The 19,234-nt window shown below is 61.9% G+C and carries 19 protein-coding genes; all 19 read left to right on the top strand.

Going from position 1 to position 19,234, the window contains the following annotated elements:
• Positions 1-260 precede the first annotated feature (260 nt).
• The 19 genes from NGJ21_RS01665 to NGJ21_RS01575 all read left to right on the top strand — a co-directional run bounded on the left by NGJ21_RS01665 (position 261) and on the right by NGJ21_RS01575 (position 19,220).
• The gene (locus NGJ21_RS01665; RefSeq protein WP_119689077.1) at positions 261-1,205 is read left to right on the top strand and encodes a ketoacyl-ACP synthase III; all 945 of its coding nucleotides are present in this window, start codon (positions 261-263) and stop codon (positions 1,203-1,205) included.
• A 53-nt stretch (positions 1,206-1,258) separates the two neighbouring features.
• Complete coding sequence (locus tag NGJ21_RS01660; protein ID WP_251961720.1) at positions 1,259-2,551, top strand: motility associated factor glycosyltransferase family protein; 1,293 nt, start codon at positions 1,259-1,261, stop codon at positions 2,549-2,551.
• On the top strand, positions 2,548-2,796 hold the full coding sequence (locus tag NGJ21_RS01655) for a hypothetical protein (RefSeq protein WP_125924739.1): 249 nt from the start codon (positions 2,548-2,550) through the stop codon (positions 2,794-2,796). Before NGJ21_RS01660 ends, NGJ21_RS01655 begins: the two co-directional genes overlap by 4 nt.
• 218 nt (positions 2,797-3,014) lie before the next feature.
• On the top strand, positions 3,015-3,869 hold the full coding sequence (locus NGJ21_RS01650) for a flagellin domain-containing protein (protein WP_012315533.1): 855 nt from the start codon (positions 3,015-3,017) through the stop codon (positions 3,867-3,869).
• 71 nt (positions 3,870-3,940) lie between these two features.
• Entirely contained in the window at positions 3,941-4,294 is a 354-nt protein-coding gene (locus tag NGJ21_RS01645; RefSeq protein WP_119687544.1) for a flagellar protein FlaG, read from the top strand.
• Positions 4,295-4,376: 82 nt separating this feature from the next.
• Positions 4,377-5,792 carry a flagellar filament capping protein FliD gene (gene fliD / locus NGJ21_RS01640; RefSeq protein ID WP_119687543.1) on the top strand — a complete coding sequence of 472 codons (1,416 nt, stop codon included), beginning with the start codon at positions 4,377-4,379 and terminating at the stop codon, positions 5,790-5,792.
• Positions 5,793-5,993: 201 nt separating this feature from the next.
• Positions 5,994-6,389, top strand: a complete 396-nt coding sequence (fliS, locus tag NGJ21_RS01635; RefSeq protein ID WP_039603508.1) for a flagellar export chaperone FliS — start codon at positions 5,994-5,996, stop codon at positions 6,387-6,389.
• Between the two features lie 13 nt (positions 6,390-6,402).
• Entirely contained in the window at positions 6,403-6,699 is a 297-nt protein-coding gene (gene fliT, locus NGJ21_RS01630; protein ID WP_119687542.1) for a flagellar protein FliT, read from the top strand.
• Between the two features lie 165 nt (positions 6,700-6,864).
• Complete coding sequence (fleQ, locus tag NGJ21_RS01625) at positions 6,865-8,340, top strand: transcriptional regulator FleQ (RefSeq protein ID WP_115274180.1); 1,476 nt, start codon at positions 6,865-6,867, stop codon at positions 8,338-8,340.
• Positions 8,341-8,574: 234 nt separating this feature from the next.
• Complete coding sequence (locus NGJ21_RS01620; protein WP_115274181.1) at positions 8,575-9,792, top strand: sensor histidine kinase; 1,218 nt, start codon at positions 8,575-8,577, stop codon at positions 9,790-9,792.
• Positions 9,792-11,168, top strand: coding sequence for a sigma-54-dependent transcriptional regulator (locus NGJ21_RS01615; RefSeq protein WP_196998245.1), 1,377 nt, complete (start codon positions 9,792-9,794; stop codon positions 11,166-11,168). Before NGJ21_RS01620 ends, NGJ21_RS01615 begins: the two co-directional genes overlap by 1 nt.
• A 140-nt stretch (positions 11,169-11,308) precedes the next feature.
• Positions 11,309-11,641: a flagellar hook-basal body complex protein FliE gene (gene fliE, locus NGJ21_RS01610; protein ID WP_012315525.1), complete on the top strand. Its 333-nt coding sequence runs from the start codon at positions 11,309-11,311 to the stop codon at positions 11,639-11,641.
• Positions 11,642-11,656: 15 nt separating this feature from the next.
• Positions 11,657-13,435: a flagellar basal-body MS-ring/collar protein FliF gene (gene fliF, locus NGJ21_RS01605; RefSeq protein WP_115274182.1), complete on the top strand. Its 1,779-nt coding sequence runs from the start codon at positions 11,657-11,659 to the stop codon at positions 13,433-13,435.
• Positions 13,428-14,447, top strand: a complete 1,020-nt coding sequence (gene fliG, locus NGJ21_RS01600) for a flagellar motor switch protein FliG (RefSeq protein WP_012315523.1) — start codon at positions 13,428-13,430, stop codon at positions 14,445-14,447. Before fliF ends, fliG begins: the two co-directional genes overlap by 8 nt.
• A 118-nt stretch (positions 14,448-14,565) precedes the next feature.
• The gene (gene fliH / locus NGJ21_RS01595; RefSeq protein WP_251961719.1) at positions 14,566-15,330 is read left to right on the top strand and encodes a flagellar assembly protein FliH; all 765 of its coding nucleotides are present in this window, start codon (positions 14,566-14,568) and stop codon (positions 15,328-15,330) included.
• Positions 15,320-16,678, top strand: a complete 1,359-nt coding sequence (gene fliI, locus NGJ21_RS01590; protein ID WP_046785353.1) for a flagellar protein export ATPase FliI — start codon at positions 15,320-15,322, stop codon at positions 16,676-16,678. The genes fliH and fliI overlap by 11 nt, the downstream gene beginning before the upstream one ends.
• Positions 16,679-16,684: 6 nt before the next feature.
• Entirely contained in the window at positions 16,685-17,137 is a 453-nt protein-coding gene (gene fliJ / locus NGJ21_RS01585) for a flagellar export protein FliJ (protein WP_119687540.1), read from the top strand.
• Positions 17,138-17,214: 77 nt separating this feature from the next.
• Positions 17,215-17,520 (top strand): STAS domain-containing protein, encoded by a 306-nt coding sequence (locus NGJ21_RS01580; protein ID WP_012315519.1) that lies wholly within the window; start codon positions 17,215-17,217, stop codon positions 17,518-17,520.
• A gap of 5 nt (positions 17,521-17,525) precedes the next feature.
• Complete coding sequence (locus NGJ21_RS01575; protein WP_196996820.1) at positions 17,526-19,220, top strand: fused response regulator/phosphatase; 1,695 nt, start codon at positions 17,526-17,528, stop codon at positions 19,218-19,220.
• The last annotated feature ends 14 nt before the right edge of the window (positions 19,221-19,234 follow it).

The raw sequence follows: 19,234 nt of genomic DNA, 5'->3' as shown, positions 1-19,234 counted from the left end.
CAGGTTTGCCCTGCATGGCAAACTCGCAAGCGCTATGACGACGTGACGCGGCCAGGCAAAATATGCGATTGTCTTGAAATATTCGTGACCTATCGGTCAGAGCGGGCATCTCCTTCTGTAACCGTTAATGGGGCAGGTGTGCAATTGCCGCCTGCCACCCTGCCTGTCGCCACGCCACCTGGGCGGCAGATCCCGTTCTTCAGGCGCCGCTCGAGTCATCCGGGCGGTGGTATTGAGCTGTTATTTATTGGGAAGCCATGATGATCGGCATTAAAAGCATCGCGAGCTATGTGCCCGCTTCCGGCCTGGACAACTATGTACAAGGCGCGAAATTCGGCAAGGACGAAGAGTTCATGTTCGGCAAGATCGGCGCAAGCTTCCTGCCGCGCAAGGACGATGAGCAGGAGACTTCCGATCTGTGTGTCGAAGCGGTCAACAACCTGTTCGCCGCTAACCCGCAACTCAAGCGCGAGGCGATCGATGCGCTGATCGTCGTCACCCAGAACGGTGACGAGGAAGGCTTGCCTCACACCGCTGCCATCGTCCAGCACAAACTCGGTCTGCCGACCCATGTCGCGGCCTTCGACATTTCCCTGGGCTGCTCCGGCTACGTCTATGGCATTTACGCGCTCAAAGGCTTCATGGAAGCCGCAGGCCTGAAGAATGGCCTGCTGGTGACGGCCGATCCGTACTCCAAGATCGTCAACACAGAAGACCGCAATACCACCATGTTGTTCGGCGACGCGGCCACTGCCACCTGGATGGGTGAGGGCGCTACCTGGCAACTGGGCAAGGCGAAGTTCGGTACCGACGGTGCTGGTGCGCCGCACCTGAAGGTGACTGATGGCGAGTTCTTCATGAACGGTCGTCAGGTCTTCAACTTCGCTCTGATCAAGGTGCCGGCGCATCTGCATGAGCTGCTGCGCGAGTCAGGGCTGGAGAACAAGGATATCGACGCCTTCTGCATCCATCAGGGCAGTGCGGCGATCGTCGATGCCGTGGCGCGACGCTTCGAGGAAGACCCGGAAAAGTCCCAGGCCGACAAGTTCATCAAGGACATGCTGGAGACCGGAAATACCGTGTCATCGAGCGTTCCGCTGCTGTTGCAGAAGCACATGTTCGACAGTGCCTGGAAGCGCGTGGCCATTAGCGGCTTCGGTGTCGGCCTGTCGTGGGGCTCGGCGGTTCTCTACAAGGCTGAATAAGCGCTGCCAGTCGGGTACTCTTCGGTGTTTCGCAGGTAAGGGAAGCTCAACCCATGAGCGAGTTTTTCCAGCGTAACGCTGAAGTGCTGCAGGCCCGCTGGCCGGCACTGTACGAGCGCCTGCAAGGCGAGGCGTGTAGTGCGCTCGAGGTCGAGCTGGTGGAGGGGCTGGGGTCTACCCTGAGCGTGTGTGGCATCCAGCTCACAAGTCGTCACGATCGTCTTGCCGAGGCGCGCCTGCAGGCCGCGAGCCTGCCTGAAGACAGCTCCACTCTTCATCTCTATGGCAGTGGGCTGGGTGACTTGCAGCGCGTGCTGCTGGAGCGGCCTGGGCTCGTGCGGTTGCAGGTGTACCTGCTCAATGGCGCACTGTTCCAGTTGGTGCTGCAACTGCTGGATCAGTCCGACTGGCTGGCCGACCCTCGCGTCGAACTGGCCTATGCCGGCGACAGCGCGGAAATCGCCTTGCCGTTCTTCGCCTTGCCTTCCGAGCGGGTGCTGGCCGATGACTTCAATGCCAAGGTGCGCGACCGTCTGATCAGTGAGGCCCACCTGGCAGACAACAATCGCGCTTTCGATGTGGCCGACCCGCGCTTGCAGAAGCTGCTCGAAGACAGTTTGCCGTTGCTGCGTCACGACCCCGATGTGGCCGCGCTGTTCGGTAGCCAGGCCGGGCGTGACTGCTATGTGATTGCCACCGGGCCAACCTTGGCCGGGCACCTGCCTGCATTGGCAAGGGTGCGCGCTCAGGCCGAGCGGCCACTGTTCATCTGCGTCGACACCGCTTATATCCCCCTGCTGCGCGCCGGAATCCAGCCTGACATCGTGGTCAGTGTCGACCATAAGATCCGCCTCCATCACTTGCCGCCGCAAGACTCGGCTGCGACTACCCTGGTCTACATGCCGATGCTGGACGTCGAGCTGCTCGGTAATTGGCGTGGGCCACGCTACACAGCCTATTCCGGCAGTGCGCTGTATGCACAGGTGCGCCAAGCCATACCGCGCGCCGAGTTGTTCGTTGGGGGAAGCGTGATTCACCCTGCTACGGACCTGGCGGTGAAGATGGGGGCCGTGCGCATTACGTTTTTCGGTGCCGATTTCGCTTTCCCGGGTGGCCGCACCCACACAGGCTGGGATGACGGCGTGCTCGGCCCAACGATTACAGCGGCCCAGCACTGGGTGCTGGATGGTCATGGCCAGCGGGCACGTACCCAGCTTAACTTCCGCAGTTACCTGATCGAGCTTGAGCGGTTCATTGCGCGCCATCCCCAGGTGCGGTTCCTCAACACCAGTCGGGCCGGCGCGCACATCGCCGGCACCACTTTCGATCCGGAGTTCTGTTCATGAACGCTGCCGATCAAGGGCGCGCGGCCCGCGAATGCGCCACGCTGTTGCGCCTTGGGCGGGATGTGGAGGCGGCGTTGCGTATGGTCGAGCTGTTCGATGAGGTATTGCCGCAGGTCGATCCAAAAGCGGGGGCGGTGGTCATGCAGGCCATGCTCGATGCCCAGCAGCGCCAGGACTGGCTGGCGCTGGCCGATTACCTCGAATATGAGCTGCTGCATCTGATCGAGCAGGCGGCCTCGCGCTGAAGTGTGAGCTGTATCACACTTCGTGGTTGGCGAAAGCATCGCGGGGAACGGCTGTAAAGCCCGGTTTGCAAGGGGGTGGCGTGGTGATGGCATTTTTTTTTGGAAAAGCCCTAAAGCAACTTGCAAACCCGACGATAACCATTACGAAGGTTCTCTAGGCCACACCCGGCGGACGCCAGGGCCGGAAGCCGCAGTATCCATCCAACGAGGAATTCGTCATGGCTTTAACCGTAAACACCAACACCACTTCGCTGGGCGTGCAGAAGAACCTGAACAAAGCTTCCGACGCGCTGAGCACTTCGATGACTCGCCTGTCTTCCGGCCTGCGTATCAACAGCGCTAAAGACGATGCTGCTGGTCAGCAGATCGCCAACAAGCTGCAGACCATGGTTACCGGTACCACCGTTGCCATCAAGAACGCCAACGACGGTAACTCGATCACCCAGACCGCCGAAGGCGCGCTGTCGGAAATCACCAACATCCTGCAGCGTATGCGTGAGCTGGCTCTGCAGGCACGTAACGACTCCAACGGCACCACTGAACGCGCTGCTCTGAACAAAGAATTCGCGGCCAAGTCCGACGAGATCACTCGTATCGCGACCTCCACCACCTTCGGTACCAGCAAGCAACTGCTGAACGGCACCGCTGGCACCATGGAGTTCCAGGTTGGCGCGATGACTGGTACCAGCCAGATCCTGAGCGTTTCGATGACTTCCTCGTTCGCTGCTTCGACCCTGGCTGTCGGCACTGGCACCCTGGCGATCTCGGGTACTTCCGACTCCGCCGTTCACACCTCCGTCGACGCCGCCATTACCGCGATCGACGCTGCTCTGCAGACCGTTGACACCAAGAAGTCGGACCTGGGTGCTATCCAGAACCGCTTCCAGTCGACCATCAACAACCTGCAAAGCATGAACGAAAACTCGGCTGCCGCCATGGGCCGAGTTCAGGACACCGACTTCGCCGCAGAAACCGCTCAGCTGACCAAGCAGCAGACCCTGCAGCAAGCTTCGACCTCTGTTCTGGCTCAGGCTAACCAGCTGCCATCCGCCGTACTGAAACTGCTTCAGTAATAGCGCGATGAAGTTCGGCGAGGGAGTGCTCATGCGCTCTCTCGCTTTTTACTTTTTAAAGGTGATGTGCGATGGACATAAGCGTCAAGTCAAGCCCGTCGTATCCGGTGTCGTCGCTGGTTGGCAACACCGAGCACAATACAGCTGCTGACAAGGTTTCAGGTCAGCTGCGCAAGACACTGCAGCAAGACGCTCCCAAGAGCGAGGCCGAGTTACAATCGGCCGTCAAGGAAATTCAAGATTTTGTCCAGTCGTTGCAGCGCAACCTGGAGTTTTCGGTGGATGATTCCACCGGCAGGTGGATCGTCAAGGTCGTTGCCCGCGATAGCGGTGAGGTGATCCGTCAGATCCCGTCGGAAACAGCGCTGGAGCTGGCCCGAAGCCTGCAAGATGTCAATAGTTTGCTCTTCGATGAGAAAGTCTGACAGCCGGCCGGTCATTTGAATTGTTGCACCGGCGCTGATCAGGCAACTCTGCGTTTGGGCGTTAACCAGAAAGGAGGATGTAATGGCAAGTCCAATTCTACCGAGTTTGGGGCTGGGTTCCGGTCTCGATACCTCGGCCATTGTGAAGGCCCTGGTTGATGCCGAAAAGACTCCCAAGCAGAGCCAGCTCGACCGCCGCACGTCGGCGAACACCGCATCGATTTCGGCGGTGGGTAGCCTCAAAAGTGCGTTGACCGCCTACAAGACGGCGCTGGAGAAGCTTAACGACAGTGCCAACCCTGCGTTTCTCGGGTCGACGGCAGCCTCCTCCAACGACAAATACGTCAAGGCCACGGCAGGCAGTGCGGCAGTCAACGGCAGCTATTCGATCCAGGTTACCCAGCTGGCCACGGCGTCGCGCGTAGCCAGTCAGCGTTTCACCGACAGCAGCTCGGTTGTTTCCGCCAGTGGTGGCACGTTGACCATCACCCAGAATAGCGTCGACTTCGATGTGACCATTCCGGCCAACGCTACGCTGCAGCAGGCGCGTGATGCGATCAACGCCCAGGCGAGCGGCAAGGGCTTCACCGCCAACATCGTTAACGACGGTACCGGTTCGCGGTTGGTGTTGAGCTCCGAAACCATGGGCGAAGGTTCGGACATCTCTACTTCGGGGATCGCTGACCTGACCATCGACCCGGCAACGCAGATGGCCGATGCGGGCGGTGCTGGCCGTATCGGCGAACTCGCAAAAGATGCCGAGTTCGATATCGATGGCATGAAGCTCACCAGCAAATCGAACAAGGTCGATAACGCGATCAGTGGCATGACGTTCGAACTGCTGTCCAAGACCGAAACGCTCAGCCCGGTCAGCGTCACCGTGGCTGCCAACACTGAGGGCCTGAAAAAGTCGGTGCAGTCGTTCGTCGATGCCTATAACGCGTTGGTGAATACGATAAACAGTGTGAGTGTGTCGACCAAGGCGGCAGACGGCAGCTGGAACACTCCGGCTCTGTCGGGTGACCCGGCAGTGCGCAGCATGCTGTCGGCCATGCGTAATGAACTGGTGGTCTCCGGTACCGGTGGTTCGGGGCAATTGACGGTACTTTCGCAGTTGGGGATCAATACCGCTCAGAGTAGCGGCCTGCTGGAGTTCGACAGCACCAAGTTCACCAAGGCGATCAATGATCAGAAGCTTGGTGGTGAGGTGCAGAACCTGTTCAATGGTGACGGCGGCCTGCTCGATCGCATGGTCAAGACCATGGAGCCATTCTCTGCGTCCGGTGGTGTGCTGGATGAGCGCAACAAGTCGCTTGAGGTTGCCAAGAAAAGCCTGAGCATGGAGCAGAGCTCTCTGGATGCCCGCATCAAGGACCTGGAAGCGTCGCTGACCAAGAAGTACAACACCATGGACACCCTGGTTGGGCAGCTCAATGCTCAGCGCGACAGCGTCGTTTCCATTTTTGAAGCAATGGCAGCGCAACAGAAGAACTCCTGATCTGCCTGAGGCTTCATGGCAAGGTCGCGGCGTCACACTGTATGGCGCCGCGCGCGTGTTACGATGTAGGCACGGTAAACAAACGCCAAAAGCCCGACGAAGCGTGACGCTTGGTCGGGCTTTTTTGTATTCTCCCTAAAGTTTTTTGACGCCGCGCCGATAGCCCGGTCATACAGCAACCCCGTGGTGACGAGGTACCCCATGAATCCAATGTTAGCCCTTCGGCAGTACCAGAAGATTGGCGCCCAGGCGCAGACCTCTGAAGCGAGCCCGCATCGTTTGGTGCAAATGCTGATGGAGGGTGGCCTGGACCGCATTGCCCAGGCCAGTGGCGCGATGCAGCGCAAGGACATCGCCGGCAAGGGCATCGCGATAGGCAAGGCTATTGGCATCATTGGCGGCCTGCGCGAAGGTCTGGACCGTGACAACATGACTGACGAGCTCAATCGTCTCGACAGCCTCTACCTGTACATGACTCGTCGTCTGAGTGAGGCCAATATCCAGAACGATCCGGCGATCCTGGACGAGGTCAGGGACTTGCTGAGCACTGTCAAGGAAGGCTGGGACGCGATCGGCCCACAGTCGATGGTCCCCTGAGCCGGGAGGTTTTATGAGCAAGGTGATCGAGGGTATCGAGCGGACTCGCAGCGAGTTGCTTGCCGCATTGGCCAGCCGTGACTGGGATGCGGTAGGTGAGCTTGACCTGAAGTGTCGTCTTTGTGTCGAGGACGTTCTGGCTGAGGCGCTCAGCAATGAAGACGCGGTACGCTCGAGCCTTGAGGGCCTGCTAGCGGTCTACGGGAAGTTAATTGAAGTTGCAAGCGGTGAGCGTCAATCGATAGTCGACGAGATGGTGCAAATCCGTCAGGCGAAAAACGCCGCTAAGGTATACCATCTGTTCACTTGACCACAGATGTCCTAAAAGCCATGCGCCATTAATTTGACTGCATGCTTTTTTTTGACTTTACTAGTGGCTGTTTTCGAATTTCAGACGTCCGAACACTGACCATTCAGTCTGAATGATGTCGAGCACGCCCTCGGGCGCCGATATGACTAGGGAAGTTGCTATTGCATGTGGCGTGAAACCAAGATTCTCCTGATCGATGACGACAGCGCCCGCCGCCGCGATCTGGCGGTGGTTCTGAACTTCCTCGGCGAAGAAAACCTGCCCTGCTCCAGCCTGGATTGGCAGCAGGTGGTGGGGGCATTGTCTTCCAGCCGTGAAGTGCTCTGCGTGCTCATCGGAACCGTGAATGCTCCAGGCAATGTGCTTGGGTTGCTTAAGACAGTGGCCGGGTGGGATGAGTTCCTTCCGGTATTGCTGATCGGCGAAATTTCTTCTGCGGATTTCCCCGAAGAGCTTCGCCGTCGCGTGCTGGCCAACCTTGAGATGCCGCCCAGCTACAGCCAGCTGCTCGACTCCCTGCACCGTGCCCAGGTCTATCGCGAGATGTACGACCAGGCCCGTGAGCGTGGCCGTCAGCGCGAGCCCAACCTGTTCCGCAGCCTGGTGGGCACCAGCCGCGCCATCCAGCATGTTCGGCAGATGATGCAGCAGGTCGCCGATACCGACGCCAGCGTGCTCATTCTTGGTGAGTCCGGTACTGGCAAGGAGGTGGTCGCGCGCAACCTGCATTACCACTCCAAGCGCCGCGAAGCGCCGTTCGTGCCGGTCAATTGCGGGGCCATCCCGGCCGAATTGCTGGAAAGCGAACTGTTCGGCCACGAGAAGGGGGCTTTCACCGGCGCCATCACCAGCCGTGCCGGGCGCTTCGAGCTGGCCAATGGCGGTACTCTGTTCCTTGACGAGATCGGCGACATGCCGCTGCCGATGCAGGTCAAGCTGCTGCGTGTGCTGCAGGAACGTACCTTCGAGCGCGTGGGCAGCAACAAGACCCAAAGCATCGATGTGCGCATCATCGCCGCGACCCACAAGAACCTTGAGACCATGATCGAGGGTGGGACCTTCCGCGAAGACCTGTACTACCGCCTCAACGTGTTCCCGATCGAGATGGCGCCGTTGCGTGAGCGTGTGGAAGACATTCCGCTGCTGATGAACGAGCTGATCTCGCGTATGGAGCATGAGAAGCGCGGCTCGATCCGCTTCAACTCTGCTTCGATCATGTCGCTGTGCCGGCATGGCTGGCCTGGCAACGTGCGCGAGCTGGCCAACCTGGTCGAACGCATGGCGATCATGCACCCGTACGGGGTGATTGGTGTGTCGGAGCTGCCGAAGAAATTCCGCTACATCGACGATGAAGACGAGCAGTTGGTCGACAGCCTGCGCAGCGACCTCGAAGAGCGCGTGGCGATCAACGGCCACGCGCCGAGCTTTGCCAACCATGCCATGCTGCCGCCTGAGGGCCTGGACCTGAAGGATTACCTGGGCAGCCTGGAGCAGGGGCTGATCCAGCAGGCGCTGGACGACGCCAACGGTATCGTGGCGCGGGCGGCTGAACGTTTGCGTATTCGGCGTACCACCTTGGTGGAGAAGATGCGCAAGTACGGCATGAGCCGCCAGGGCGGTGAGGAGCAGGCTGAAGATTGACTTCGCCTGTACCGCCACAATCGCCGGCAAGCCCACATGGATTTGCGCCGGCTTTAAGAAATTTTGCTTGCACAGGTAAAGCGCAAACCTGAAGAGCAGCGCGGTCGTGGTGGGAGCCGGCTTGCCGGCGATAGGGCCCGAGCAGGCAGCACAAACCCCCAGCCCCGGCACGGCTATTGCTACACCGCTGGCACCACACCGTTTTTATGACGGTCAGCCACGCGAGAGAGCACGATGCCCCAGGCCGCCCATGTTTCCCGAGCCCCTGATCCGCAGGGGCCTACCCCCGTCGAACAGGAGAGTCGACAGGGGCTTGAGCAGGCGTTCGCCCTGTTCGACCAGGTCTCCACCCAGCTCAACCAGTCCTACAGCATGCTCGAGGCCCGCGTCAGCGAACTCAAAGGCGAGTTGGCGGTGGTCGGCGCCCAGCGCATGGCCGAGCTGAACGAGAAAGAGCGCCTGGCCAATCGCTTGCAGAACCTGCTGGCCCTGCTGCCCGGCGGGGTGATCGTCATCGATGACCAGGGCCTGGTGCGCGAAGCCAATCCGGCGGCCTGTGAACTGTTGGGTGAACCCTTGCTCGGCCAGTTGTGGCGCCAGGTGATCGCCCGCAGCTTCGCCCCGCGCAAGGATGACGGGCATGAGGTGTCACTGCGCGATGGCCGTCGCCTGTCCATTGCCACGCGTTCGCTGGATGCCGAGCCAGGCCAACTGGTGCTGCTCAATGACCTGACCGAAACCCGTCGCCTGCAAGACCAGTTGGCACGCCATGAGCGCCTGTCGTCGCTGGGGCGCATGGTTGCTTCGCTGGCCCATCAGATACGCACGCCGCTGTCGGCAGCCATGCTCTATGCCAGCCACCTGGCGCAAGACGAGCGTGAGCTTGCGCCACAGACCCGCCGGCGTTTCGCCGGAAGCCTCAAGGAACGTCTGCACGAATTGGAGCACCAGGTGCGCGACATGCTGGTGTTCGCCCGCGGCGAGCTGCCACTGGGTGACCGGTTGAGCCCAAAGGGCCTGTTCCAGGCCTTGCAGCAGGCTGCCCAGCCTCATGTCCAGGGCCATGCCGTGCGTTGGCAGTGCGACAGCCACCTGGGTGAGTTGCTGTGCAATCGCGACACCCTGGTCGGTGCCATGCTCAACCTGATCGAGAATGCCCTGCAGGCAAGCGTTGGCGCTGCGCGGCTCAAAGTGCACCTGTATCGGCGCGCGCACACCCTGCACCTGTGCGTCAGCGATGCCGGCAGCGGCATCGATGCCGACCTGTTGGGTCGGCTGGGTGAGCCGTTCCTGACCACCAAAGCTACCGGCACCGGGCTCGGCTTGGCGGTGGTCATGGCCGTGGTGCGGGCGCACCACGGCAAGTTGCAGCTGCGCTCCAGGGTAGGGCGTGGCACCTGCGTCAGGGTGGAGTTGCCGTTGATCGGCGGGCAGCCTGCGGAGGTCGCATGATGCTCATCAAGGTGCTGCTGGTCGAGGATGACCGCGCGTTGCGCCAGGCGCTTGGCGATACCCTGGAGATCGGCGGTTTTGCCTATCGTGCTGTCGGCAGCGCGGAAGAAGCGCTGGAGGCGGTGCAGAGCGACGCGTACAGCCTGGTCATCAGTGACGTGAACATGCCGGGGATGGATGGGCATCAGTTGCTGGCGCACCTGCGTCGCCAGCACCCGCAATTGCCGGTGCTGCTGATGACCGCTCACGCTGCCGTGGAGCGCGCTGTCGAGGCGATGCGCCAGGGCGCTGTGGATTACCTGGTCAAACCCTTCGAGCCCAAGGCGCTGCTGAGCCTGGTCGAGCGCCATGCCGCCGGGCGCCTGAGTGCGGTCGAGGACGAAGGGCCGGTGGCCAGCGAGCCTGCCAGCCGCCAATTGCTGGAGCTTGCTGCACGTGTGGCCCGCAGCGATTCGACCGTACTCATCTCGGGTGAGTCGGGCACCGGCAAGGAAGTGCTTGCGCGGTACATTCACCAACAGTCGCCGCGTGCAGCGCAGCCATTTGTCGCGATCAACTGCGCGGCCATCCCGGACAACATGCTCGAGGCGACCTTGTTCGGTCACGAGAAAGGAGCCTTCACCGGCGCCATTGCGGCGCAGGCCGGCAAATTCGAGCAGGCCGAGGGTGGCACCTTGCTGCTCGACGAGATTTCCGAAATGCCTCTGGGCCTGCAGGCCAAGCTGTTGCGTGTCTTGCAGGAACGTGAGGTCGAGCGGGTAGGGGGGCGCAAGCCGATTGCCCTGGACATCCGCGTGCTGGCAACCAGCAATCGCGACATGGCCGGTGAAGTGGCGGCCGGGCGGTTCCGCGAAGACCTGTTCTATCGCCTGTCGGTGTTCCCGTTGGCCTGGCAGCCGCTGCGTGAGCGTGCCGGTGACATCCTGCCGCTGGCCGAGCGCTTGCTGGCGCGGCATGTGGCGAAGATGAAGCATGCGCCGGTGCGCCTGTCAGCTGCGGCGCAGGCCTGCCTGCAGGCCCATGCCTGGCCAGGCAATGTGCGTGAGCTGGACAACGCCTTGCAGCGGGCGCTGATCCTGCAGCAGGGCGGGGTGATCGAGGCGGCGGATTTTTGTCTGGCCGGCGCCATTCCCTTGTCGGCGGTTGCACCAGCCGCGGCGTTGCCCGTGGCGGTCGAGCCGGCAGGTGAGGCCGGTGGCCTGGGCGATGACATGCGCCGCCATGAGTTCCAGATGATCATCGACACCTTGCGCGCCGAGCGCGGTCGCCGCAAGGAGGCTGCCGAGCGGCTTGGCATCAGCCCCCGCACCCTGCGCTACAAGCTGGCGCAAATGCGCGATGCCGGGCTCGACGTGGAAGCCAGCCTGTACGGGTGAGCTACAAGCTACAAGCAAGCGCAAGAGCACCGCAGCCTGGCTTGAAGCTTGAAGCTTTCAAAGGCTGGCACTGTTGTTGCTTAGAGAGGCTATCCGCCGCATGAGTGTCAAAAAAATGCGGCCGCCGGAGAGAGAAGTTCATGAGCCAAGGTGTTGAATTCAATCGTCTGATGCTGGACATGCGTGCCATGCAGGCCGATGCCATGTCGCTGCCAAAAGCCACTGCTGCCCCCGAATTGGCAGAAGGCCAGAGCAGCTTCGCTGACATGCTTGGCCAGGCCATCGGCAAAGTGCACCAGACCCAGCAGGCGTCGACCCAGCTCGCCAATGCTTTCGAGATCGGCAAGAGTGGTGTCGACCTGACCGACGTGATGATCGCCTCGCAGAAAGCCAGCGTTTCCATGCAAGCGCTGACCCAGGTACGCAACAAGCTGGTCCAGGCGTACCAGGACATCATGCAGATGCCGGTTTGAGGACGGAAGTAAGTCATGGCTGAAGCAGTCGTCGATAACGCCCCCGCCAAAAGTGGCCCGCCAGCGTCCAAACCGCCGCTGTTCGGCATGGCGTTTCTGGAAAACATCTCGCAGATGCCCATGCTGCGTCAGGTCGGCCTGCTGGTCGGGTTGGCGGCGAGCGTGGCGATCGGCTTCGCCGTGGTGCTGTGGTCGCAACAGCCGGACTACCGCCCGCTGTATGGCAGCCTGGCGGGCATGGACACCAAGCAGGTCATGGATACCCTGGCCGCTGCAGACATCCCCTACAATGTCGAGCCCAATTCCGGTGCTCTGCTGGTCAAGGCCGACGACCTCTCCCGTGCGCGCCTGAAACTGGCAGCCGCCGGCGTTGCGCCAAGCGACGGCAATGTTGGCTTCGAACTGCTCGACAAAGAGCAGGGCCTGGGTACCAGCCAGTTCATGGAAGCTACCCGTTACCGTCGCAGCCTGGAAGGCGAGTTGGCCCGTACGGTCTCCAGCCTGAACAACGTCAAGGCGGCGCGCGTGCACCTGGCGATCCCGAAAAGCTCGGTGTTCGTGCGCGATGAGCGCAAGCCAAGCGCCTCGGTCCTGGTCGAACTGTACCCGGGCCGTTCGCTGGAAGCCGGCCAGGTGATGGCGATCGTCAACCTGGTCGCCACCAGCGTGCCCGAGCTGGACAAGTCGCAGGTCACCGTGGTCGACCAGAAGGGCAACCTGCTCTCCGACCAGTTGCAGGACACGGCGTTGACCATGGCTGGCAAGCAGTTCGACTACAGCCGCCGCATGGAAGGCATGCTCACCCAGCGTGTGCACAACATCCTGCAACCCGTCTTGGGTAACGACCGTTACAAGGCCGAGGTGTCGGCCGACCTTGACTTCAGTGCGGTGGAGTCCACTTCCGAGCAGTTCAACCCGGACCAGCCGGCGCTGCGCAGCGAGCAGTCGGTCAACGAGCAGCGCGCCAGCAGTTCGGGGCCGCAAGGTGTGCCGGGCGCGCTGAGCAACCAGCCGCCGGCAGGTGCCGCAGCGCCTGAAAACGCCACCGCCGCAGCCCCTGCTGCCGGTGCCATCCAGCCTGGCCAGCCGCTGGTGGATGCCAATGGCCAGCAGATCATGGACCCGGCCACCGGCCAGCCAATGCTCGCGCCATACCCGGCCGACAAGCGTCTGCAGACCACCAAGAACTTCGAACTGGACCGCTCGATCAGCCACACCCGCCAGCAGCAGGGTCGCCTGACCCGTCTGTCGGTGGCGGTAGTGGTCGATGACCAGGTCAAGGTCGACGCCGCCGGCGAGACCACCCGTGCGCCGTGGGGCGCCGAAGACCTGGCGCGCTTCACCCGCCTGGTACAGGACGCCGTTGGCTTCGATGCCAGCCGTGGCGACAGCGTGACGGTGATCAACGTGCCGTTCGCCGCCGACCGGGGCGAAGAAATCGCCGACATCGCGTTTTACCAGCAGCCTTGGTTCTGGGACATCGTCAAGCAGGTGATGGGCGTGGTGTTCATCCTGGTACTGGTGTTCGGCGTGCTGCGCCCGGTACTCAACAACATCACTGGCGGCGGCAAGCAGGCTGCTGCAACGGACAGCGACATGGAGCTGGGCGGCATGATCGGTCTGGATGGCGAACTGGCCAACGACCGCGTCAGCCTGGGTGGCCCGACAAGCATTCTGTTGCCAAGCCCGAGCGAGGGTTACGAGGCACAGCTCAACGCAATCAAAGGCCTGGTGGCCGAAGACCCGGGCCGTGTCGCCCAGGTCGTGAAAGAGTGGATCAACGCCGATGAGTGATAACCGAGCCGTTACCGCCAAGCTGAGCCGCACCGACAAGGCGGCAATCCTTTTGCTCTCGCTGGGTGAGACCGATGCCGCCCAGGTACTGCGGCACATGGGCCCCAAAGAAGTGCAGCGGGTCGGTGTGGCCATGGCTCAGATGGGCAACGTGCACCGCGAGCAGGTCCAGCAGGTGATGAGCGAGTTCGTCGAGATCGTCGGCGACCAGACCAGCCTGGGCGTAGGTTCCGACGGTTATATCCGCAAGATGCTCAACCAGGCCCTGGGCGAGGACAAGGCCAACGGCCTGATCGACCGCATCCTGCTGGGCGGCAACACCAGCGGCCTGGACAGCCTCAAGTGGATGGAGCCACGGGCGGTGGCGGATGTGATCCGCTTCGAGCACCCGCAGATTCAGGCCATCGTGGTCGCCTACCTCGACCCCGATCAGGCTGGCGAAGTGCTGAGCAACTTCGACCACAAGGTGCGCCTGGACATCATCCTGCGCGTGTCGTCGCTCAACACCGTTCAGCCTGCCGCGCTCAAGGAACTGAACCAGATTCTCGAGAAGCAGTTCTCGGGGAACTCCAATGCCGCACGCACCACCCTGGGTGGCATCAAGCGCGCCGCCGACATCATGAACTTCCTCGACAGCTCTGTGGAAGGTGCGCTGATGGACTCGATCCGCGAGGTCGACAACGACCTGTCGGAGCAGATCGAAGACCTGATGTTCGTCTTCAACAACCTGGCCGATGTCGACGACCGTGGCATCCAGGCGCTGCTGCGCGAAGTGTCCTCCGATGTGCTGGTGGTGTCGCTCAAAGGTGCCGACGAGCGGGTCAAGGACAAGATTTTCAAGAACATGTCCAAGCGTGCTTCGGAACTGCTGCGCGACGACCTCGAGGCCAAGGGCCCGGTGCGCGTCAGCGACGTGGAAACGGCGCAGAAGGAAATCCTCACCATTGCCCGACGCATGGCCGAGGCCGGCGAGATCGTGCTCGGCGGCAAGGGCGCCGAGGAAATGATTTAAGCGGCAAGCCACAAGCTGCAAGCTACAAGGGAAAGCCAGACGCTGCACAGCCTGCTTCTTCTTGCAGCTTGCAGCTAACAGCTTGCAGCTCATCCCGCTTTCAACACCAGGCATGCCAATGTCCAGCAAAGAAACTCACCCCAGCGACCTGATTCGTGCACGTGACCTGGAAGGCGTCGATGTGTGGGCACTGCCCAGCTTCGACCCTGAGCCGGAACCGGAGCCGGAACCGGAACCCGAAATCATCGAGGAAGAGGTCGAGGAAGTGCCGCTGGAGGAAGTCCAGCCCCTGACCCTTGAAGAGCTCGAAGCGATCCGGCAGGAGGCCTACAACGAAGGTTTCGCCACCGGCGAGCGCGAGGGTTTTCACAGCACCCAGTTGAAGGTGCGACAGGAGGCTGAGGAGGCGCTCAATGCCCGGCTGGCTGACCTGGAACAACTGATGGCACACCTGCTCGAGCCTATCGCCGAACAGGACACACAGATCGAGAAGACCCTCGTTCACCTTGTGGCGCACATGGCGCGCCAGGTGATCGGTCGCGAACTGCATAGCGACTCCAGTCAGATCACCCAAGTACTGCGTGAAGCGTTGAAGCTGCTGCCCATGGGTGCGGACAATATCCGCATTCACCTCAATCCCCAGGATTTCGAGCTGGCCAAGGCCCTGCGCGAACGCCATGAGGAGAGCTGGAAGCTGCTTGAGGACGACGCTCTGCTGCCAGGGGGGTGCCGTATCGAGACTGCGCACAGCCGCATTGACGCGACCATGGAAACCCGTATCGAAAAGGTCGTGGCCCAGCTGTTCGACCAGTTGCACGACCAGTCCCTGCACCCGGCGGCGCCGGATGTATCGATCGAGTTGGGCGCCAACGATGCGCCTTGACCGCACCAGCTTCGGCAAACGCCTGGGTGGCTACGCCGAGACGATCAAGCTGCCCGTGCAGCCGGTGGTCGAAGGCCGCCTGCTGCGCATGGTCGGCCTTACCCTGGAGGCCGAGGGGCTGCGCGCCGCAGTGGGCGCACGCTGCCTGGTGATCAATGACGACTCGTACCACCCGGTGCAGGTCGAAGCCGAAGTCATGGGCTTTGCTGGCAGCAAGATCTTCCTCATGCCGGTCGGCAGCATCGCCGGTATCGCGCCCGGGGCGCGGGTGGTGCCACTGGACGACAGCGGCCGTTTGCCTATGGGCATGAGTATGCTCGGCCGGGTGCTCGATGGCGCCGGTCGCGCCCTGGACGGCAAGGGCGGGATGAAGGCCGAGGATTGGGTGCCGATGGACGGCCCGATCATCAACCCGCTCAACCGCGACCCTATCAGCCAGCCACTGGACGTGGGCATTCGCAGCATCAACGGCCTGCTCACCGTCGGCCGGGGCCAGCGCCTGGGACTGTTCGCCGGTACCGGTGTCGGTAAGTCGGTGTTGCTCGGCATGATGACTCGCTTCACCGAAGCCGAAATCATCGTGGTCGGCCTGATTGGCGAGCGGGGCCGCGAGGTGAAGGAGTTCATCGAGCATATTCTGGGTGAAGAGGGGCTCAAGCGATCGGTGGTGGTCGCATCCCCGGCCGACGACGCGCCGTTGATGCGTTTGCGCGCGGCCATGTATTGCACGCGCATTGCCGAGTACTTCCGCGACAAAGGCAAGAACGTCCTGTTGCTGATGGATTCGCTGACCCGTTTTGCCCAGGCCCAGCGTGAAATTGCCTTGGCAATCGGCGAGCCGCCGGCTACCCGTGGTTATCCGCCATCAGTGTTCGCCAAGCTCCCCAAGCTGGTGGAGCGCGCCGGTAACGGTGAGCCGGGTGGTGGCTCGATCACGGCCTTCTATACCGTATTGTCCGAAGGTGACGACCAGCAGGATCCGATCGCCGACTCGGCGCGGGGCGTGCTCGATGGCCACTTCGTCTTGTCCCGGCGGCTGGCCGAAGAAGGCCACTACCCTGCTATCGACATCGAAGCCTCGATCAGCCGGGTGATGCCCCAGGTGGTCGATGCCAATCATCTGCGCCAGGCGCAAAAATTCAAGCAGCTGTGGTCGCGCCTGTCGCAAAGCCGCGACCTGATCAGTGTCGGCGCTTATGTGGCAGGCGGCGATCCTGAAACCGACCTGGCCATTGCCCTGCAGCCAAAACTGGTGGACTTCCTGCGCCAAGGGCTGGACGAAAATGTCGGCATGGACCAGAGCCGACAGCAGTTGGGGGCGATCTTCACGCCTCCGGCGAACGGTTGATAGGCCATGAGTACGCCAAGCCGTGCCGCGCGCCTGGCGCCAGTGGTGCAGATGGCCGAGGAGGCCGAACGCAAGGCAGCCCAGCGGCTGGGGCACTTTCAGCAGTTGGTGGCTCAGGCCCAGGCCAAGCTGGCCGAACTCGAGTCGTTTCGTGAGGGCTACCAGGCGCAATGGATCGACCGCGGTGGCCAAGGCGTCAATGGCAGTTGGCTGGTCAACTACCAGCGCTTTCTGGGGCAGCTTGAAACGGCCATGACCCAGCAGCGCCAGAGCCTGACATGGCACCAGAGCAACCTGAAGAACGCCAGGGGCACCTGGCAGCAAGCCTATGCCCGGGTAGAGGGCCTGCGCAAACTGGTGCAGCGTTACCTGGAAGAGGCGCGGCGCGCCGAGGACAAACGCGAGCAGCGCTTGCTGGATGAATTGTCACAGCGGTTGCCAAGGCAAGGCCACATCTAGCTTGCAGCTTGCAGCTCTGCCCCCCGCCTGCTAAACCTTGAATTGTTGCATTCGCCATCATCGAAGGAATCGCTAGCATGGCAGTCGAGACTGATTTTTCGCAGGACGAGAAAAAGCTGACGATCAAGATCAAAGGCCGCTTCGATTTCGGTAAGCATCAGGAGTTTCGCGATGCCTACGAGCGCCAGCCCAAGCGTCCGGACTCGGTGGTGGTCGACCTCAAAGACACCACTTACCTGGACAGCTCCGCCCTCGGCATGTTGCTGCTGCTGCGTGATCACGCCGGTGGCGATGAATCGGACGTGCGCGTGGTGCATGCCAGTTCAGATGTGCGCAAGATCCTTGCCATCTCCAATTTCGACAAACTGTTCGCTATCAGTTGAGCGTCATGACGCCGGCCGAACAGCCGTTGACTGTGCTGGTGGCCGAAGACGGGGCCACGGATAGGCTGTTGCTGGCCCAGATCGTCCGGCGCCAGGGGCATCACGTGTATACCGCCGAAAACGGCCAGCAGGCCGTTGAGCTGTTTGCCGAAAAGCGCCCGCAGCTGGTTCTGCTCGATGCCCTGATGCCGGTCATGGACGGTTTCGAAGCTGCGCGGCAGATCAAGGCATTGGCCGGCGAGGCCCTGGTACCGATCATCTTTCTTACCTCGCTCAACGAGGAAGAGGCCTTGGTGCGCTGCCTGGAGGCCGGTGGTGACGACTTCATGGCCAAGCCCTACAGTGCGGTGATCCTTGGTGCCAAGATCCGCGCCATGGATCGCCTGCGCAGGTTGCAGGCCACGGTGCTGGAGCAGCGTGACCTGATCACCCGGCATCACCATCACCTGCTCAACGAGCAGCGGGTGGCCAAGGCTGTGTTCGACAAGGTTGCCCATTCTGGCTGCATCACGGCGCCGAACATTCGGTACCTGCAGTCGCCTTACGCGTTATTCAACGGCGACTTGCTGCTGGCCGCGTTCACTCCATCCGGCGACATGCATGTGTTGCTGGGTGACTTTACCGGGCATGGGCTACCCGCCGCAGTCGGTGCCATGCCCCTGGCAGAAGTGTTCTATGGCATGACTGCCAAGGGTTATGGCCTGGCGCAGATGCTGCGCGAGATGAACGCCAAGCTCAAGCGCATCCTGCCGGTAGACATGTTCTGTTGCGCGCAGCTCCTCAGCCTGAGCGTGCAGCGCGGCTCGGTGGAGGTCTGGAACGGTGGCATGCCGGATGGTTACCGGCTGTCGGCCGGCGGCGAGGTGCTTTCCATGCTGGGTTCGCGCCACCTTCCGCTGGGCATCCTGGCGCCGGAGCGCTTCGATGACAGTACCGAGGTGTTGCCGCTGGCGCCGGGGGAGCGGCTGCTACTGCTCTCCGACGGCGTTGTGGATACAGCCGACGAAGCGCAGACGTTGTTCGGTGTCGAGCGCTTGCGCGCGGTGCTGGCGGCCAATCGTGACCCGGCGCGGCTTTTCGACGAGGTGATGGAGGCGCTGGAGCGCTTCGGCGGGCGCCCCAGGGATGACATCAGCCTGTGCGATATCCGCATGTTCACTGCGCAGGAGCGGGTGCCGGCCCCAACCATCTATTCTGATAGTGGGCGCTCCAGCCCGCTGGACTGGTCGCTGGGCTTCGAGTTGCGCGGTGAGAGCCTCAAACGTTTCAACCCGGTGCCGTACCTTGTGCAGTTGCTGCAGGAAATCCACGGTTTGCGGCCCCGCACCGGCGCCCTGCACAGCGTGCTAAGCGAGCTGTATTCCAATGCGCTGGAGCACGGTGTGCTGGGCCTGGATTCGCGGCTCAAGCGCGATGTGCATGGGTTTGCCGACTATTATCAGGAACGCACCCGCAGGCTCGGTGTGTTGACCGAGGGCAGCGTGCGCATCGATCTGAAGGTGGAACCGATGGCTGCAGGCGGTCGTCTGATGATCGAAGTTCGTGACAGTGGTGCTGGGTTCGATGTGCAGCGGGTGCTGGCGCGTCCTTCCCGTGAGCATGGATTGAGTGGTCGAGGGTTGCACCTGGTACGGCGCCTTGGTAGTAGTGCCGGGTGGCGGGACGGTGGCCGTTGCGCATGGGTGCAGTTCGATTGGTGAGCTGTTTGGCGCTT

Source organism: Pseudomonas sp. Marseille-Q5299 (assembly GCF_943737035.1).
GTDB lineage: Bacteria > Pseudomonadota > Gammaproteobacteria > Pseudomonadales > Pseudomonadaceae > Aquipseudomonas > Aquipseudomonas putida_E.
The sequence above is the reverse complement of the archived record's forward strand: the minus strand, read 5'-3'. Positions and strand labels throughout refer to the sequence as shown.

Coding starts and splice junctions, on each gene's coding strand:
- NGJ21_RS01665 (WP_119689077.1), top strand. CDS start 261: ATGATCGGCATTAAAAGCATCGCGAGCTATGTGCCCGCTTCCGGCCTG.
- NGJ21_RS01660 (WP_251961720.1), top strand. CDS start 1,259: ATGAGCGAGTTTTTCCAGCGTAACGCTGAAGTGCTGCAGGCCCGCTGG.
- NGJ21_RS01655 (WP_125924739.1), top strand. CDS start 2,548: ATGAACGCTGCCGATCAAGGGCGCGCGGCCCGCGAATGCGCCACGCTG.
- NGJ21_RS01650 (WP_012315533.1), top strand. CDS start 3,015: ATGGCTTTAACCGTAAACACCAACACCACTTCGCTGGGCGTGCAGAAG.
- NGJ21_RS01645 (WP_119687544.1), top strand. CDS start 3,941: ATGGACATAAGCGTCAAGTCAAGCCCGTCGTATCCGGTGTCGTCGCTG.
- fliD (WP_119687543.1), top strand. CDS start 4,377: ATGGCAAGTCCAATTCTACCGAGTTTGGGGCTGGGTTCCGGTCTCGAT.
- fliS (WP_039603508.1), top strand. CDS start 5,994: ATGAATCCAATGTTAGCCCTTCGGCAGTACCAGAAGATTGGCGCCCAG.
- fliT (WP_119687542.1), top strand. CDS start 6,403: ATGAGCAAGGTGATCGAGGGTATCGAGCGGACTCGCAGCGAGTTGCTT.
- fleQ (WP_115274180.1), top strand. CDS start 6,865: ATGTGGCGTGAAACCAAGATTCTCCTGATCGATGACGACAGCGCCCGC.
- NGJ21_RS01620 (WP_115274181.1), top strand. CDS start 8,575: ATGCCCCAGGCCGCCCATGTTTCCCGAGCCCCTGATCCGCAGGGGCCT.
- NGJ21_RS01615 (WP_196998245.1), top strand. CDS start 9,792: ATGCTCATCAAGGTGCTGCTGGTCGAGGATGACCGCGCGTTGCGCCAG.
- fliE (WP_012315525.1), top strand. CDS start 11,309: ATGAGCCAAGGTGTTGAATTCAATCGTCTGATGCTGGACATGCGTGCC.
- fliF (WP_115274182.1), top strand. CDS start 11,657: ATGGCTGAAGCAGTCGTCGATAACGCCCCCGCCAAAAGTGGCCCGCCA.
- fliG (WP_012315523.1), top strand. CDS start 13,428: ATGAGTGATAACCGAGCCGTTACCGCCAAGCTGAGCCGCACCGACAAG.
- fliH (WP_251961719.1), top strand. CDS start 14,566: ATGTCCAGCAAAGAAACTCACCCCAGCGACCTGATTCGTGCACGTGAC.
- fliI (WP_046785353.1), top strand. CDS start 15,320: ATGCGCCTTGACCGCACCAGCTTCGGCAAACGCCTGGGTGGCTACGCC.
- fliJ (WP_119687540.1), top strand. CDS start 16,685: ATGAGTACGCCAAGCCGTGCCGCGCGCCTGGCGCCAGTGGTGCAGATG.
- NGJ21_RS01580 (WP_012315519.1), top strand. CDS start 17,215: ATGGCAGTCGAGACTGATTTTTCGCAGGACGAGAAAAAGCTGACGATC.
- NGJ21_RS01575 (WP_196996820.1), top strand. CDS start 17,526: ATGACGCCGGCCGAACAGCCGTTGACTGTGCTGGTGGCCGAAGACGGG.